This window comes from Micromonospora sp. L5 (genome assembly GCF_000177655.2).
Classification (GTDB): domain Bacteria; phylum Actinomycetota; class Actinomycetes; order Mycobacteriales; family Micromonosporaceae; genus Micromonospora; species Micromonospora aurantiaca.
The window spans coordinates 3234197-3250242 of the sequence record NC_014815.1; the positions used below are offsets into that span (position 1 = coordinate 3234197).

A 16046-nucleotide genomic window follows, 5' to 3' on the forward strand; every position below is an offset into this window, starting at 1 on the left:
TGGGCTCGGGAGCGCTATCAGGTTGCGGGAATGTGTCTGACCTGTCAACAGTCGTCCCGTTGACGATCGCGCTGTGTCATAACCCGGGCGGCGTCGCGTGACGCTCCCACCTCGGTCGGGGCGGCCACCCGGCCGGGTGTGGGCCGCGTGCCAGGATGAACGGCATGGCAGCAGGTCCGGTGGCGTTCGTGCTCGGCGGCGGGGGAGTGCTCGGCGCGGTCGAGGTGGGCATGCTGCGTGCCCTGTTCCGCGCCCGGATCAGACCCGACCTCGTGCTGGGTACGTCGATCGGCGCGGTCAACGGCGCCCTGGTCGCCGCCGACCCGACCGAGGCGGTCACCGACCGGCTGGTCCGGCTCTGGGCGTCGCCCGAGGCCAGCGAGGTGTACGGCGACTCGGTCGCCCGGCAGCTGCGCCGGTTCGCGGCACGTACCCACCTGCACTCGCCCCGGCCGCTGTACCGCCTGCTGGAGAGCGCGCTGGGCGAGGACACCACGTTCGCCGACCTGGCCGTGCCGTTCCGCTGCTGCGCTGCGAACATCGAGCGCGCGGCCGAGCACTGGTTCCACACCGGACCGCTGGTGCCGGCGGTGCTCGCCTCCGCCTCGGTGCCCGGGCTGCTGCCCCCGACCCAGCTCGACGGCCAGCACTACATCGACGGCGGGGTGGTCAACTCGATCCCGGTCGGCGAGGCGGTGCTGCTCGGCGCGAAGCAGATCTTCGTGCTCCAGGTGGGCCGGATCGAACGCGAGCTGACGCCGCCGCGCCGCCCCTGGGAGATCGCCCAGGTGGCGTTCGAGATCGCCCGCCGGCACCGGTTCGCGCGGGAGATGGCGGCGCTGCCCGAGGACGTCGAGGTGCACGTGCTGCCCACCGGCGGGCTGGAGCCGCGCGACGACAGCCCGTGGGCGTACCGGGACACGGCGGCGGTGGGACGGCGGATCAGTCGCGCGTACACTGCCTCCCGCCGATACCTGGACACCGCGCTGGAGCGCTGAATGCCGCTGCCACCCCGCTGGCTACGCCGGCTGGTGCTCGCCCCTGGTGTGGTGCTGCTGGCCTTCCTCGTGGTGACCACGCTGCCGGCCTGGGCGCTGCTGGCGCTCGCCGCGTCCCCGCTGGTGCCGGGACGGCTGCGCCCGCTGCGGCTGCTCTGGATCGGCACCGTCTACCTGGTCTGGGACGCCGCCGCGCTGCTCGCCCTGTTCCTGCTCTGGCTCGCCTCGGGCTTCGGCGCGTACAAACGCGCGCCGGCCTTCCAGCGGGCCCACTACGTCCTGGCCGGGTGGTTCCTGCGGATCATGTTCTGGCAGGCCCGGTGGACGCTGCGGCTGAGCATCGACGTGGTCGGCACCGACCCGGACACTGCCCTGCCGGGCCGTCCCGAACTCGTGGTCTGCCGGCACGCCGGGCCGGGCGACTCGTTCATCCTGATCCACGCGCTGGTGAACTGGTTCAGGCGGGAACCCCGGATCGTGCTCAAGGAGACCCTCCAGTGGGATCCGGCCATCGACGTGCTGCTCAACCGGTTGCCCAACCGGTTCATCGCGGCCGGGCCGGACGGGCGGGAGTCGGTGGTGCGGCAGATCGGGCACCTGGCCACCGGCCTGGACGACGACGACGCCTTCGTGATCTTCCCGGAGGGCGGCAACTTCACCCCGTCGCGGCGGCTGCGCGCGATCGACCGGCTGCGGTCGCTCGGCCTGGAACGGATGGCGCGGCGCGCCGAGCGGCTGCGGCACGTGCTCGCCCCGCAGCCGGGCGGGCTGCTCGCCGCGCTCGACGCCGCGCCGGACGCCGGCGTGATCTTCGTGGCGCACACCGGCCTGGACCAGATGCTCACCGTCGCCGACGTGTGGCGCGAGCTGCCGATGGACAAGCGGATCGTGATGCGGTTCTGGTCGGTGCCGCCGGAGGAGATCCCGGCCGGCAAGCAGGAACGCATCGACTGGCTGTTCGACTGGTGGGCCCGCATCGACACGTGGATCGCCGCCAACCGCAACGGCGCGGCCGACACCTGACCGATTCCCCCGCGCCTGCTCGGCGTGGCGGCGGTACGCCACGTAGGGTGCGCTGGTGGATCAGATCTGCGTGGTGACGACTGTGGTGGACGCCCGCGGGGTCGCGGACGTGCTGGCGGCCGCGGCCGTCGCCGGCCGGCTGGCGGCCTGCGCCCAGGTCGGCGGCCCGGTGGACAGCACCTACTGGTGGCAGTCGGCGATCCAGACCACCGCCGAGTGGCAGGTGCGGTTCAAGACCGCGCCGGACCGGGTGGACGCCCTGGTCGACCAGCTCCGCGCCAACCACCCGTACGAGGTGCCGGAGATCCTGGTCAGCCGGGAGGACAGCGGCAACCCCGGCTACACCGCCTGGGTACACGAGCAGACCCGGCCCTAGGTACTCCTACTCTGTCGGTCCGCTCCGCCGTTGACGAAGCTGGCGGGGTGGAGAACACCGGCTACCCCTGCCCCGGTTGCGGCGCCCCGGCCGACCTCGTCGCCGGATGCCGCGCCTGCGGCCGCCCGCCCTACCCGCCCGCCGCCAAGGTTGTCCGGCTGGACCGGGAGATCACCGAGCTGGTGCCGCGCGTCGAGGCGGCCCGGCTGACGTACCAGGATCTGTCCGGCCGGCTGGTCACGGCCCGGCAGCGGCGGGCGGTGCTGGCGGCCCGGATCCGGCAGGAGATCCCCGCGCCGCGCGCCGCCGGTCCCGCGCCGTTCCCGGCGCCGGCGCCGCCGCGTCAGCTTCCGCCCACCCCCGTCGCGGTACGCCCCGGCGGCGCGGAGACCTCCACCCGCGCGGTCCAGGGCCTGCTGTTCGTCCTCGGTGGCCTGCTGCTCGGCACCGCCGCCGTGGTGTTCACCGCCGTCGCCTGGAGCACGTTCGGGGTGGCTGGCCGGGCGCTGATCCTGCTCGCCGTCACCGCGCTGGCCCTGGTCGCGCCGCTCGTCGCCCGGGCCCGCGGTCTGCGCGGCACCGCCGAGACGCTCGCCTCGGTGGCGCTGCTCCTGGTGGTCCTGGACGGATCCGCCGCCTGGTCGGTGGACCTGTTCGGGGTGACCGGCCTGCCCGGCAGCCGGTACGCGGCGCTGGTGGCGGCGGGCAGCGCCGCGGTGGCCGCCGGTTACGCGCTGGTCAGCCGCCTCACCGCACCCTGGTTCGCGGCGTGGCTGCTCGCGCAGCCGGTGCTGCCGCTGGCCGCTGCCGCGTTCCGGCCCACCGCTGCCGGCTGGGCGCTGGTGCTGACCGCCGTGGCGCTCGGTGACCTCGCGGTCGTGGTCGTGCTGCGCCGCCGTACCTCCGGCAATCGCACGGCGCTGGTGGCCGGGCGGGTGCTGGGCTGGACCGGGCACGGCACGGCGCTGGTCCTGGCGGCCGGCTGCGCGCTGGTGCCGCTGGCGGTCGGCCACGCGGCGGGCACGCCGCTGCTGGCCGGCGGTCCGCTGCTGGTGGTGGCGCTGGCGCTGGTCGCCGGCGGGTTCGCCGCGGGTGGCCGCCTCTGGCGCGCGACGGCCACCGGGCTGCTGGTGCCGGTGCTCGCGGTCGCGCTGATCCGGCCGGTCGGCGAGTGGCGGTCCGGGCTGCTGCTGCTCGCCGCCGGCCTCGTGGTGGCGGCGCTCGCCGGTGCGGTCCGGGCGTTGCCGGCGCCGGTCCGGACCGGTCCGCTCGTGGGCGCGCTCGCCGTGGCCGCCGCGCTGGGCCAGGTGGTGGTCGTGCTCACCGGCCTGGTCGGCGCGTCCACCGCGAGCGTCGGCTTCCCGGCCTGGCAGGGCGGCCGGGACGTGCCGGTCCCGTCCTGGGGCTGGCAGCTTCCGGTGGCCCTGCTGCTGACCGCCGGGGCGGTCGCGCTGCTGACGCCCCGGGCCGTCCGGCCGCTCGCCGGCGTGGCCGCCGCCGGTCTGGTCGCCCTCGCCGCGCCGGCCGTGACGGCGACGCCGTGGCCGCTGGTGCTGGTCGTGGACCTCGCGACGGCCGCCGCGCTGCTGCTGGCGGCGGTGGCCCGGCCGCGTGGAGGGCGGGTCGTCGTGCCGGTCACCGCGTCGGCCGGGGCGGTACTGCTCGGGCACGCGCTGCTCGTCGGCTGCGCCGCCCCGGGCGGGGCCGTGGCCGTGCTCGCCGTCACGGCGGTGCTCGGCGCGGCGCTCGCGACGCTGGGCCGGCGTGGACAGGGCGCGCAGCCGGTCGTCGGCGGCGTCGCGCTGGCCGTTTCGCTGCTCGCCGTACCGGCGGGCGTGGCGGTCGCGCTGCTCGGCCTCGGCGCGCCGGCCTGGTGGCAGCTGCGCGGCGCGACCGCCGCCGTCGTGGTGCCGGTCGTCGTCGTCCTCGCCGTCCGTCGCCTGTGGACCGACCTGAGCGGGTACGCCTCGACGGGGCTCGCCGTCGCGCTCGCCGGGGTCGGCCTCGGGCCGCTCGTCGCGCCGGGCGGGGAACCGGTGGCGCCGTACGCAGCGGTGGGGGTGCTGCTGGCGCTCGCCGCCGGGGCCGGCTCCCGGCCGGCGGTCGCGCTGCGCGCGGTCGGCGCCGTGCTGGCCGCCATGGCGTTGCTGGCCGTGTCCCCGGTGGTGCTGACGTTGCTCGTTGACCTGCCGGTGCAACCCTGGTCCGGGGTGCCCGCCGCCGCGGCTGCCTCGGCCGGGACCGCCCGCGCCGGGCTGGTGCTGCTGCTCCTGGGCGTCGCCGCCGGGGCGTACGCCGCCACGGATCGCCGCGCCGCCTGGTGGCTCGCCGCGCTGCCGTTCGGCGCTGTCGCGCTGCCGGTGCTGGCGGAGGCGGCCGGTGCGCCCTGGCCGGTGGTGCCGGCGGTCGCGTTCGGCGTCGGGCTGGCAGCGCTGCTGGTCGTCGCGCTCACCGGCGCGCGCCCGGTGGTGCTCGTGCCGCTCGGGGCGGTGCTGGCCGTACCCGGGTTCGGTGGCCTGCTCGCCACCCGGGCGGGAACGCTCGCCGCACTCGGGGCGCTGGTGGTGGCCGGTGCCGTGACCGGGGCGGCCGGGCGGCCGGCGGTGGTCCGGATCGCGGGGTGGCTGGGCGCGGTCGCGACTGCCACCGGGTTCGCGGTCACCGCGTCGCTGGCGGCGGGGCTGCCGCTGCGTACCGCGGCGTTCGCCGCCCTGGCCGTCGCGGCGGTGACGCTGCACACGGCGCCGCTGCTGCGCGTGGTCCGAGGGCCGGGCGGCGTCGGCGCGGGGCGGGCCGGTGCGTGGGCGCTGGAGGCGGCGGCGCAGGCCGTGGCGCTGCTCGCGCTGCTGCTCACCGGCGGCTCGCTGCGGTACGCGGCGGCGGTCTGCGTGCTGTGGGGTGTGGCCGTCGCGGTCCGGGTGCCGCGCCGGGGCGAGTCGCCGGCCGGGCGTCGCGTGCTGGCGGCGGTGGCCGCCGGCAGCGAGCTGGTCGGCGGGTGGTTGCTGCTCGCCGCGGGCGGGGTGGTCGTGCTGGAGGCGTACACGCTGCCGGCGGCGGCGCTCGCCCTGGGCGCCGGGCTACTGGCGCTGCGGCGCCGGCCCGGGCTGACCAGCTGGCTGGCGCTCGGCCCGGGACTCGGTGCGGCGTTCCTGCCGAGCCTCGTGTCGGTGCTGGTGTCAGGTGAGCCGCAGCCGTGGCGGCGGCTGGCGCTCGGCGCGGCGGCGCTCGCCGTCGTGCTCGGCGGGGCGGCCCGGCGCTGGCAGGCGCCAGTGGTGCTGGGCGCGGCCACGCTGGTGCCGCTGGCGCTGCACGAGCTGGCCCGGGGCTGGGACCTGCTGCCCCGCTGGATCTTCCTGGGCCTCGGCGGGCTGCTGCTGATCGGGCTGGCCGCCACCTACGAGCGGCGCCGGCGCGACCTGGTCCGGCTGCGCGACGCCGTCGCCCGGCTCGGCTGACCCGGCGGGGACGCGGCCCGGGCGGGAGACGATCCCGCCCGGGCCGATCCGTTCGCCTCACCTGATCGGCGAACCACCGTCGACCGGGATGGTGTGGCCGTGGATGAAGGACGCGTCGTCGCTGGCGAGGAAGCAGACCGCGCGGGCGATCTCGTGCGGCTCGCCGTACCGGCCGGCGGGCGCCTGCATGGTCAGGTCGTAGAACGGGAAGTCGCTGGTGATCTCCGCGCCCTCGAAGGCGGCGGTCTTGATCACGCCGGGGCCGATGCCGACCGCACGGATGCCCTGGTGGCCGTAGTCGTAGGCGATCTGCTTGGTCAGCCCGATGACGCCGTGTTTGGCGGTGGTGTACTCCGCGCCGACCTCGCTGGCGACCACGCCGGACGCCGACGACACGTTGATCACGACGCCCTTGCCGCGCTCCAGCATGTGCGGCAGCGTGGCCTTGGTGGCGAGGAAGACGCCCTTCAGGTCGACCTCCATGACGCGGTCCCACTGGCTGTTCTCGATCTCCAGCAGCGGCACGTACGCGCCGAACACGCCGGCGTTGTTCACCAGCACGTCGATGCGCCCGTACGCGTCGAGGGCGGCGCTCACCATGGCGCGCACCGAGTCCTCGTCGGTGACGTCGGCCGCCACCGCCACCGCGTCGCCGCCGGCTTCCTTGACGCGCGTGACTGTCGCCTCGGCGCGTTCCAGGGAGAGGTCGGAGACGACCACCTTCGCGCCCTCGGCGGCCAGCTCGACGCACATGGACATGCCGAGTCCGGAGCCCACCTGGTCGGGGCTGAAGCCGCCGCCCGTCACCAACACCACCTTGTCCGTCAATCCACGCACCGCGCTGTCTCCCGTCTGTCGATGACCGTGCAGCCTGCCTATCGGCCGTTCAGCTGAGTGGTACTCATCTTTACGTACAGATTAGCTGGTCAGAGCGGGTGCGCCCACCGTCGTACGGGCTCGCTGCGGTGTGACGAAGATCGTTTGCGCCGCGCCGGCCCAGAGAGGTAGGGCCAGCACCACCTCCGAGCCGGGGGTCTGCGGGATTACCCACGGCGACGGTCATCGCCAGAATCGGTGACGGAGAGTCGCGTACGGAGCGTGGCTCGCGGCATCGGGGGCGACATGACCACTTCCACGTCGACGGAACCCGCAGCACGGCGGGGCAGCGACTACGCGCGGCTGTCCCGCCGGATCGCCGAGGCGGGACTGCTCGAGCGGCGGCCCGGCCGGTACGCGCTGCGGATCGCGCTCACGCTCGGCGCGTTCCTGGCCGGCTGGATCGTGGTGGCGCTCGTCGGTGACTCGTGGTGGCAGGTGCCGCTGGCGGTGGTGATGGCGGTGGCCACCACGCAGGTGGCGTTCCTCGGCCACGACGCCGGGCACCGGCAGATGTTCCGCCGGCGCGGGCCGAGCGAGGCGGCCGGACTGGTCGCCGGCAACCTCGCGGTCGGGCTCAGCTACGGCTGGTGGGTGGACAAGCACAACCGGCACCACGCCAACCCGAACCACACCGACGAGGACCCGGACGTCGGCGCGGGCGCGCTGGTCTGGACGTACGAGCAGGCGATGGCGACGCGCGGCCTGAGCCGGTGGATGGCCCGCCGCCAGGCGTGGCTGTTCTTCCCGCTGCTGCTGCTGGAAGGGCTGGCGCTGCACGTGGCGAGCGTGCAGGCGCTCATCGGCCGGGAACCGGACGGGCGGTGGCGGGTGCCGATGCGGCACCGGGCCGTGGAGGCGCTGCTGCTCGCCGCGCACGCCGCCGGCTACCTCGGGCTGCTGTTCGCGGTCATGTCACCGGCGAAGGCGCTGCTGTTCGTCGCCGTGCACCAGGGGCTGTGGGGCCTCTACATGGGCTGCTCGTTCGCTCCGAACCACAAGGGCATGCCGATGCCCACCGCCGACGACGAGCTGGACTACCTGCGCAAGCAGGTGCTGACCTCACGCAACGTACGCGGCGGCCGGTTCGTCGACCTGGCGCTGGGCGGGCTCAACTACCAGATCGAGCACCACCTGTTCCCGAACATGCCGCGCGCCAACCTGCGCCGGGCCCGGCCGCTGGTCATGGCGTACTGCGCCGAGCAGGGCGTCCCGTATGCGGAGACCGGGCTGTTCGAGTCGTACCGGCAGGCCCTGGTGCACCTGCACGACGTGGGCCGCCCGCTGCGCGCGGCCTGAGCGCGGCGGGCCGGGCGGGGGCGAGCGGCGCCCGCCCGGTGGCGTGCGCCCCTTTCGGGAGTGCGCCGCCACGCCGCCGACGGGGGCGGCCGGTAGGGTCGTCGCATGGTGGAGGACGCGCCGCGGTGGTGGCGCGCGGCGCGGCGGGCCGACCGGCCCCGGCCGCGTCACGGGACGACATCGTGCGGAGCTGCGGCATGAGATTCGAGATCAGCAAGGTGCTCGACGCCATCGAGGGTCGGGTCTGCACCGATCCGTCGCTGGCCCGGGCCGTGGTCGACCTGGCCGAGGTGATCCGCTGGCAGAACCTGGACGGCGGCCGTCCGGCCAGCCTGCTGCGACTCGGCATGGTGATCGACGCGCTGTCCCGGCAGATCGGCGAGGACAGCGTCCCGGTCTACGCGATCGTGCACCGGGCGCTGCTGTCCGACGCCGACCTGACCTCCAACGAGCGGATGGTGGTGCGCCGGTGGGCCGACGACGGCCTGGTGGAGGTGCTCGACCAGCCCGGTGACCGGATGCTGGAGGTGGCCGACCTGCTCGGCCTGCCGGTGCTCACCCGGGCGCGGCTGGACGGGCTCGTCGGGCGGTACCCGTGGGTCGGGCAGGCGGGCCGCGTGCTCGCCCCGGTGCCCGGCGCCGGCGGGCCGGTGTTCATCGCGCACGTCGGCGGCGGCCAGGATCCGGCCACCGGCAGTCGCTCACCCGCGGGCGTCAAGGTGCTCTCCCGGAAGTGGCGCTGTCCCGAGCCGGGCTGCGCGCTGTTCGGGGGCGGTGGGGGCGGTGGCGCCTTCGCCGACCTGGCCGCCGTGGACCGGGTGCCGGCCGAGCAGCCGCCGCCCACGCTGCGTACCGGCGCGCCGACCTGCCCCCGGCACGGCGCACGGCTCTCCGACGCCGGCCCGCGCCCGCGTACCGCTGTGCTCGCCGTGCGCATCGGCGGTCTGGTCCGCAAGCGGTTCGTGCTCACCGAGACCGAGCCGGTGGCGATCGGCCGGGCGCCGGACGGCCCGGGTGGGGTGACGCTCGGCCAGTGGCTCAACGACGAGGCCCGGCGCTGGATCAGCCGCAGCCACATCCGGCTGGAGCTGCGGGTGGGCGAGGTGGTGGTCACCGACACCAGCACCAACGGCTCCGGCGTACGCCCCGGTGGTTCGATGGCCGAGCACGAGCGGATCGCGCTGGCGCCGCAGCAGTCACGGGTGCTCGCCGAGAGCGACCTGATCGAGCTGTACCCGGGCGTGCAGGTGGGCCGCGCGGACGACATGAGCAGCGACGCGAAGTACACCCCGAACTCGGTGATGGCCGAGGCGCCGACCATGGCGATGCGGCTGCCGCGTCCCTGACGGGCACGTGCGAAGGCGCCGGGACCGTCGCGGTCCCGGCGCCTTCTCGCGTACGGAGTCGGCCGCGTACGGCCTCAGCCGGCCAGGACTGCGGCGAGCTGCGCCACCGCGTGGTCGATCTCGTCGGCGGTGATCACCAGCGGCGGGGCGAGCCGGATGGTCGAGCCGTGCGTGTCCTTGGCCAGCACGCCCCGCTCCATCAGCCGCTCGCACGCCTGCCGGCCGGTCATCAGCTCCGGGTCGATGTCCAGCCCGGCCCACAGCCCGCGCCCGCGTACCGCCACCAGGCCCTTGCCGATCAGGCCGCGCAGCCCGGCGTGCAGCCGCTCGCCCAGCTCGGCCGAGCGGCGCTGGAACTCGCCGGTGGCGAGCAGCCGGACCACCTCGGTCGCGACCGCGCAGGCCAGCGGGTTGCCGCCGAACGTCGAGCCGTGCTGGCCCGGCTGGAGCACACCCAGCACGTCGCGGTTCGCCGCCACCGCCGACACCGGCACGATGCCGCCGCCGAGCGCCTTGCCCAGCAGGTACATGTCCGGCTCGACGCCCTCGTGCTCGCAGGCGAACGTCGCGCCGGTACGCCCCAGACCCGACTGGATCTCGTCGGCGACGAACAGCACGTTGCGTTCGGTGCAGACCCGGCGCACACCCGGCAGGTAGCCCTCCGGCGGCACCACGACGCCCTGCTCACCCTGGATCGGCTCCAGCAGCACGGCCACCGTGTTCTCGTCGATCGCCGCGGTCAGCGCGTCCAGGTCGCCGTAGGGCACCACTGTGAAACCCGGGGTGTACGGCCCGAAGTCGGCGCGCGCGTCCTCGTCGGTGGAGAAGCTGACGATCGTGGTCGTACGGCCGTGGAAGTTGCCCTCCGCCACCACGATGTTGGCCTGGCCCGGCGTGACGCCCTTGACCTGGTAGCCCCACTTGCGGGCCACCTTGATGCCGGTCTCCACCGCCTCGGCGCCGGTGTTCATCGGCAGCACGAGGTCCTTGCCGCACAGCGCGGCCAGCTCGCGGCAGAAGTCGGCGAACTGGTCGTGGATGAACGCGCGGCTGGTCAGCGTGAGCCGGTCGAGCTGCGCGTGCGCGGCCTCGATCAGCTTCGGGTGCCGGTGGCCGAAGTTCAGCGCCGAGTATCCCGCCAGGCAGTCCAGGTAGCGGCGGCCGTCCACGTCGGTCAGCCAGGCGCCCTCGGCCGACGAGATCACCACGGGCAGCGGGTGGTAGTTGTGCGCCGTGTGACGCTCCGCGTCCCGGACCGCGGACGGAGTCCGCAGCATGTCGTCGATGATCACTTGCTCGCCTTTCCCTGACGGAGTCGCAACGTGCAGCACTTCGGTCCGCCGCCGGCCTTGCGCAGCTCGGACAGGTCGATCCCGATGGTCTCGTAGCCCCGGTCGCGCAGCTTCGCGGCCAGGTCGGTGGCCTGCGCGGGCAGCACCACGTGCCGGCCGTCGCTGACTGCGTTCAGGCCCAGCACCTCGGCGTCGGCCATGGTGGCGTGGATCGCGTCCGGGAACAACCGGCGCAGCACCGCCCGGCTGCCGGGGGAGAACGCCTCCGGCAGGTACGCCACGGTGCGCTCGTCGAGCACTGTCAGCGCGGTGTCCAGGTGGTAGAAGCGGGGGTCCACGAGCTGCATGGTGATCACCGGGTAGCCGAAGACCTCCTGGAGCTGCGCGTGCGAGGCGTGCGCGGTGCGGAACCCGGTGCCGGCGAGCAGGTGGTCACCGGCCAGCAGGACGTCGCCCTCGCCCTCGTTGACGTGCTTCGGGTCGTACATCTCGAAGCCGGCGCCCTCGAACCAGGCCCGGTACGCGGGCGCCTCGTCGGCGCGCTGCGGGTCGCGGAACTGCACCGCCATGGCCTTGCCGTCGATCACGGTGCCGCCGTTCGCGGCGAAGACCATGTCCGGCAGGCCGGCGACCGGCTCGATCAGGTCGACCTCGTGGCCCAGGTCCAGGTACGTGCGCCGAAGCTGCTCCCACTGCCGGATCGCCAGGTCGGCGTCGACCGGGGCGGTGGGGTCCATCCACGGGTTGATCGCGTAGTCGACGGCGAAGTACGTCGGCCGGCACATCAGAAAGCGCTGGCGGATGGCGTCCATCGTCATGTCGTGCTCCCAGAGTCGGGCGCGCCCGGCCACCGTCGGCCCACGGGCTGGCGCCGTGGTCCAACGTTATGCGGCCCGGGTAGACGACATCCACCGCGGGAAGTTGCGTTGAGCAGCGAATCGTTGCGTTGAATCGGTCAGCAGCGAGTGATCGTTGCGCCGACCCCGGACACACTTCGGGGGCGGCGAACCGCCGCCCCCGAAAGAGGTGTTGCCCGGCCGGTGAACCACCGGAACTGATCGGGCTGGCCGGACCTGCCGGCGATCGGGACAGTGCCCGTCAGAACCAGTTGCCAAACTGTGAGTCGAGCCACTCGCGGAAGCGGCCCACCCAGTCGCCGTCGGTGGTCGGCCAGTCGAACTGGCCGGTCATCGCCACGATGCCGAGCACCACGGCGGCCAGGCCGACAGCGATGCCGATCAGCGCGTCGGTCTTGCCCGCCACGTGCCGGCGACGGGTGGCGATCAGGCCCAGCACCGCCAGCACGGCGCCGACCGCGCCGACGCCGATGCCGTACCCGGCGAGCGTGCCGGAGAGCACGAACAGCGCCCCGACGACCGAGACGACCAGGCCGAGCGTGGCGAGCAGGCTGGCCCGGGGACGCTTGGTGGTGTACGGCTCCGGCCGGTCCACCCGGCCGTCGCGGTCGGTGTCCGTACCGTCGGGGCGGCCGTCCCGGTCGAGGTCGGTGCGGTCCGGACGGCCGTCGCGGTCCAGGTCCACGGTGCGCTCGGCGGCGGGCGCCGCGCCGACGGTCCGGGCGTCGGTCACCGGAGCGGTCCGCGTGTCGGCGTCGACCCGCCGGCCGGTGACCGCGCGCGCCGCCGCGCCCCGGTCCGCCGCCCGTCGCCGGGCCTCCGCGTCCCGCTCGTCGTCGGCCGCGATCCGGGCGTCGGTCGTCGTGGCCGCCGTCCGGCCGTCGGTCGTCGTCGCGCCGAGGTCGCGCGCGTCCCGGTCGGTCGCCGCGTCCCGGGCGCGCTCGTCGTCGGTCGCTGTGGCGGCGCTGCGGTACGTGGTCCGCTCCTCGTCGCGGTCGGTGACCACGGGCCGGTCGGCCGGCTGCTCGGCGGTCCGGTCGCGCTCGTCGACCACGCCGTCGCCGTTGGTATCGGTACTGGTCGCCGGAGAGTTCCGGCGGGACAAGATCTTCACGATGGCACCTCCTGATCCAGGCGCGGAGGCCGCGCATGACAAGCAGGAAGTACCCAGGTGTGCCGAAATCGACACCCCTGGGTTCGCTCCGCACGCTCAGGCGTGCCGTCCGGTCACGACACCGTGCGTGACCACTGCTGGTTGGTGCCCGCACCGCAGGCGTACTGCTGGACGTCCGCGCCGTCGCCGGTGCCCGCGTTCACCACGTCCAGGCACTTGCCGCTGTGCCGGGCCCGCAACTGGAACCAGCCGCCGAGCGCGGCCCACTGCCACTGCTGGTTGGCGCCGCTGCCGCAGGTGTACTGGATGATGTTGGCGCCGTCGGCGGTGGACGCGTTCGCGACGTCGAGACACTTGCCGCTCGCCGCGTTGACGAGGCGGAACCAGCCGCCACCGGCGTCCTGGAACTCCCACCTCTGGTTGCCGCCGCCGTTCCAGCCCCACTGCTTGACCTCGGCGTTGTTCGCCGTGGAGCCGTTGATCACGTCGAGCACCCGGCCGCTGTGCTGGGCGGTGACGCGGTAGTACGTGGGCGAGTTGCCGGTGACCGTGCCCGCCGCCGTGTCGACGGTGACTGACGGATACCAGGTCAGGCTCATGCTGGTGGCGGTCGGGAAGGCGATCGGCAGCCACACGTACTGGGAGTCGTTGGCCGGTCCGCCCCAGGCGCCCGCCCACCTGTCACCCAGATAGAGGTAGCTGGTGCCGGACGTGCCCTGGATCGGCAGCACGAAGGCCGGCTGGGAGTTGAAGGTGGTGCCGTTGCCCACGTCGGTCCAGCCGCTCCACGGTCCCGAGATGCTCGGGGCGGTGGCGTACCGGGCCTGGTTCGGGCTCCATCCCGTCGCCCCCGAGGTCAGCAGGAAGTACGTGGAGCCCCGCTTGAACATCGCGGGCGCCTCGCGGTGCGCGCCGTCCCAGAAGTTGCCCACCAGGGCGGCCACGTTGAGGTAGTCCGAGGTGAGCCGGTAGATCTTCAGGTCGTAGTTGTCGTCGGCCGCCGAGATCATGTACGCGGTGCCGTTGTCGTTGTAGAGCGTGATGTCGCGGGACATGTGCTGCCCGAGCGGCCGGAAGCTGCCGTGGTACGTGTAGTTCCCGTCCACGGTTGCCGAGGAGGCGACAGCGGCCCGCGCCTCGTTGTAGTCGGACCCGTTCTCCTTGTGCATCCACATCACGAACCGGCCGGTGCCCGCGTTGTAGACGACCTTCGGCCGCTCGATGTTGGCGACCCGCAGCTCCGCGGCCGACGACTGGGTGAGCACGTTGTTGCGGAACTCCCAGGTGCGCAGGTCCGTGGAGCGGTAGACGGAGACCGCCCGGAACGTGTTGTCCGGGTTGCGGTTCTCGCCGAACCAGTAGTAGTAGTCGCCGACCTTGAGGACACCGCCGCCGTGGGCGTGCACCACGGCGCCGGTGGTGTCGGTGAACTGGGTGCCGTTGGTGACTGTCACCGGGGCCGCCAGCGCACCCGCTGCCGGTCCCACCACCGTCGCCGCGACGGCCACTGCCAGCGCCAGCCCCGCCGCGAGGAGGCGGCCGGCGCCGCCGTGCCGTGCCGTCCACCGCATGCCGGTCACCGCCCGCAGACCGGCGTGATGGCGGCGGGCGTCGCGCTCGTCGCCACGAGCAGGCCGAACGTCGTCGAAGCACCCGGCGCCAGCGTCCCGTTCCAGGAGGCGTTGCGGACCTCGGCGTCCTGGCCGGAGCCCTCGGCCACCCCGCCCCAGACCGACTGGATGCGCTCGTCACCGGACCACCGCCACGAGACCAGCCAGCCCGGGACCGGATCGGTGCCGTCGTTGCGCACCGTCACAGTGGCGACGAAGCCACCGCCCCACCTGCTGTCGATCGTGGCCGTCGCGGAGCAGAGCGACAGCGTGCGCGCCGGCCCGCCGATCACGTACGGATCCCGCGTGCCCTTGGTGTCGCCGAACCGGAACCAGTACTCGGTACCAGGGGCCAGGCCGCCGATGGTCACCGTCCCGGATCGTTCCGGCCCGGTGACGGCCTCGGCCACCGGATCGCGCCACCCGGTGGCGTCCTCGCGGCTGGCGAAGAGGCTGACGACCAGCGGCGGGTCGTATCCGCAGGGCGGGCTGAGCACCATCCAGTAGGTGATGGTGATGCTGGTCGTGGTGGCCCCGGTCACCTGGCCGCTGACCGGCAACGCCGGCGGGCACGCGAACGTGGGCGTCGGGGTCGGCGTCGCCGCCGTGGCGAGCGTCGTCGTGGTGGCGGGCGACCGGTCGGCGCCGGCCGAGGCGGCCAGGCCGGTGAGGGCGAGGGCGGCGGCCAGTGCCGCGCCGAGCGTACGGAGCATCTGTCTCTCCCGAGCTGGGGGCGCCGGGGGCGGTCGGCGCCGGAGTGGTGGTGGACCGCGATGTCGCCGCCGTGACGACACGGCGGAGCGCCGGAGACGACTGCCCGGCACCGGGGTGGCGCATCACCCCGCGCTTGTCCCTCCGGCGAGATCGAGCGGCTCGCACTGGCTCCCGAGCGCTGCCGCCGCCAGTCTTTCAGTCGACGAACATCGATTCAATGTCGTCCCAGGACCCGACGTCGCCGGCGGTCCGATCCGCTGGCTACGCTTGGTCGTTGTGCCAGAGGGACACACCATCCACCGCCTCGCCGCCCGGCACGCCGAGCTGTTCGCGGGCGACAAGGTGCACGCCGACAGCCCGCAGGGGCGCTTCGCCGAGGGCGCGGCCCGCCTGAGCGGCACCGTTCTGGACGGCACCGAGGCGTACGGCAAGCACCTGCTGCACCACTACGCGGGCGAGTTGACGCTGCACGTACACCTGGGTCTGTACGGGAAGTTCGCCGACGGGCCGGGGGAGCCGCCGGCCCCGGTCGGGCAGCTGCGGCTGCGCCTGCACAGCGACCGGCACTGGCTGGAGCTGCGCGGCCCGACCGCCTGCGAGCTGCTGACCCCGCCCGAGGTGGCGGCGCTGCGCGACCGGCTCGGGCCGGACCCGCTGCGCGCCGACGCCGACCCGGACCGGGCGTACGCCCGGATCCGCCGCAGTCCCACCCCGCTGGCCGCGCTGCTGCTCGACCAGTCGGTGGTGGCCGGCACCGGCCTGATCTTCGTGACCGAGGCGCTGTTCCGGGCCGGCCTGCCGCCGCTGCTGCCCGGCCGGGAGCTGACGCCGGCCGGCTGGGCCGAGCTTTGGGCGGACCTGGTGACGCTGATGACCCGCGCGGTCGAGCGGGGCCGCATCGACACCGTGCGCGACGCCGACCTGCCGGAGGCGACCGGCCGTGCGCCGCGCGTCGACAGGCACGGCGGCGAGGTGTACGTCTACCGCCGCCCCGGCGCGCCCTGCCACGTCTGCGGCACCCCGGTCAGCCGGGGCGCGCTCGCGGGACGCAACCTCTACTGGTGCCCCACCTGCCAGGCGGGCTGA

General features: G+C 74.5%; 13 protein-coding genes. 7 read left to right on the plus strand and 6 right to left on the minus strand.

The window, feature by feature from the left end; genetic code table 11:
• Positions 1 to 164: 164 nt before the first annotated feature.
• From ML5_RS15355 to ML5_RS15370, 4 genes are read left to right on the plus strand one after another with little or no spacing between them, the layout of a single operon-like run.
• Positions 165 to 998, plus strand: coding sequence for a patatin-like phospholipase family protein (locus tag ML5_RS15355; RefSeq protein ID WP_013475295.1), 834 nt, complete (start codon positions 165 to 167; stop codon positions 996 to 998).
• Positions 999 to 2021, plus strand: a complete 1023-nt coding sequence (locus ML5_RS15360; RefSeq protein ID WP_013475296.1) for a 1-acyl-sn-glycerol-3-phosphate acyltransferase — start codon at positions 999 to 1001, stop codon at positions 2019 to 2021. It begins immediately after the preceding gene.
• A gap of 55 nt (positions 2022 to 2076) precedes the next feature.
• Positions 2077 to 2397 (plus strand): divalent-cation tolerance protein CutA, encoded by a 321-nt coding sequence (gene cutA / locus ML5_RS15365; protein ID WP_013288324.1) that lies wholly within the window; start codon positions 2077 to 2079, stop codon positions 2395 to 2397.
• Positions 2398 to 2444: 47 nt separating this feature from the next.
• Positions 2445 to 5852 carry an SCO7613 C-terminal domain-containing membrane protein gene (locus ML5_RS15370; protein ID WP_013475297.1) on the plus strand — a complete coding sequence of 1136 codons (3408 nt, stop codon included), beginning with the start codon at positions 2445 to 2447 and terminating at the stop codon, positions 5850 to 5852.
• A gap of 57 nt (positions 5853 to 5909) precedes the next feature.
• Here ML5_RS15370 and ML5_RS15375 read toward each other — a convergent pair whose 3' ends face one another.
• Positions 5910 to 6689, minus strand: a complete 780-nt coding sequence (locus ML5_RS15375) for an SDR family NAD(P)-dependent oxidoreductase (protein WP_013475298.1) — start codon at positions 6687 to 6689, stop codon at positions 5910 to 5912.
• A gap of 285 nt (positions 6690 to 6974) precedes the next feature.
• Here ML5_RS15375 and ML5_RS15380 point away from each other — a divergent pair, with 285 nt between their 5' ends.
• Entirely contained in the window at positions 6975 to 8027 is a 1053-nt protein-coding gene (locus ML5_RS15380; protein ID WP_013475299.1) for an acyl-CoA desaturase, read from the plus strand.
• 197 nt (positions 8028 to 8224) lie between these two features.
• Entirely contained in the window at positions 8225 to 9373 is a 1149-nt protein-coding gene (locus ML5_RS15385) for an FHA domain-containing protein (RefSeq protein ID WP_041784533.1), read from the plus strand.
• Positions 9374 to 9447: 74 nt separating this feature from the next.
• Here the strand turns inward: ML5_RS15385 and rocD are convergent, their stop codons facing one another.
• The 5 genes from rocD to ML5_RS15410 all read right to left on the minus strand — a co-directional run bounded on the left by rocD (position 9448) and on the right by ML5_RS15410 (position 14959).
• A complete protein-coding gene (rocD, locus tag ML5_RS15390; protein WP_030271837.1) occupies positions 9448 to 10662 on the minus strand; it encodes an ornithine--oxo-acid transaminase in 1215 nt (404 codons plus the stop codon).
• A complete protein-coding gene (gene ddaH / locus ML5_RS15395) occupies positions 10662 to 11477 on the minus strand; it encodes a dimethylargininase (RefSeq protein ID WP_030271835.1) in 816 nt (271 codons plus the stop codon). The genes rocD and ddaH overlap by 1 nt, the downstream gene beginning before the upstream one ends.
• Before the next feature lie 286 nt (positions 11478 to 11763).
• Positions 11764 to 12636 (minus strand): thrombospondin, encoded by an 873-nt coding sequence (locus tag ML5_RS15400; protein WP_013475301.1) that lies wholly within the window; start codon positions 12634 to 12636, stop codon positions 11764 to 11766.
• Between the two features lie 113 nt (positions 12637 to 12749).
• Positions 12750 to 14207 carry an RICIN domain-containing protein gene (locus ML5_RS15405; RefSeq protein WP_013475302.1) on the minus strand — a complete coding sequence of 486 codons (1458 nt, stop codon included), beginning with the start codon at positions 14205 to 14207 and terminating at the stop codon, positions 12750 to 12752.
• A gap of 5 nt (positions 14208 to 14212) precedes the next feature.
• On the minus strand, positions 14213 to 14959 hold the full coding sequence (locus ML5_RS15410; protein ID WP_013475303.1) for a cellulose binding domain-containing protein: 747 nt from the start codon (positions 14957 to 14959) through the stop codon (positions 14213 to 14215).
• Positions 14960 to 15236: 277 nt separating this feature from the next.
• On the opposite strand from ML5_RS15410, the gene ML5_RS15415 reads away from it, so the two are divergent.
• Positions 15237 to 16046 carry an Fpg/Nei family DNA glycosylase gene (locus tag ML5_RS15415; protein WP_013475304.1) on the plus strand — a complete coding sequence of 270 codons (810 nt, stop codon included), beginning with the start codon at positions 15237 to 15239 and terminating at the stop codon, positions 16044 to 16046.

Excerpts from the sequence above, each read along its gene's own strand:
- ML5_RS15355 (WP_013475295.1), top strand. The coding sequence starts at position 165 with ATGGCAGCAGGTCCGGTGGCGTTCGTGCTCGGCGGCGGGGGAGTGCTC.
- ML5_RS15360 (WP_013475296.1), top strand. The coding sequence starts at position 999 with ATGCCGCTGCCACCCCGCTGGCTACGCCGGCTGGTGCTCGCCCCTGGT.
- ML5_RS15380 (WP_013475299.1), top strand. The coding sequence starts at position 6,975 with ATGACCACTTCCACGTCGACGGAACCCGCAGCACGGCGGGGCAGCGAC.
- ML5_RS15385 (WP_041784533.1), top strand. The coding sequence starts at position 8,225 with ATGAGATTCGAGATCAGCAAGGTGCTCGACGCCATCGAGGGTCGGGTC.
- ddaH (WP_030271835.1), bottom strand. The coding sequence starts at position 11,477 with ATGGACGCCATCCGCCAGCGCTTTCTGATGTGCCGGCCGACGTACTTC.
- ML5_RS15405 (WP_013475302.1), bottom strand. The coding sequence starts at position 14,207 with ATGCGGTGGACGGCACGGCACGGCGGCGCCGGCCGCCTCCTCGCGGCG.
- ML5_RS15410 (WP_013475303.1), bottom strand. The coding sequence starts at position 14,959 with ATGCTCCGTACGCTCGGCGCGGCACTGGCCGCCGCCCTCGCCCTCACC.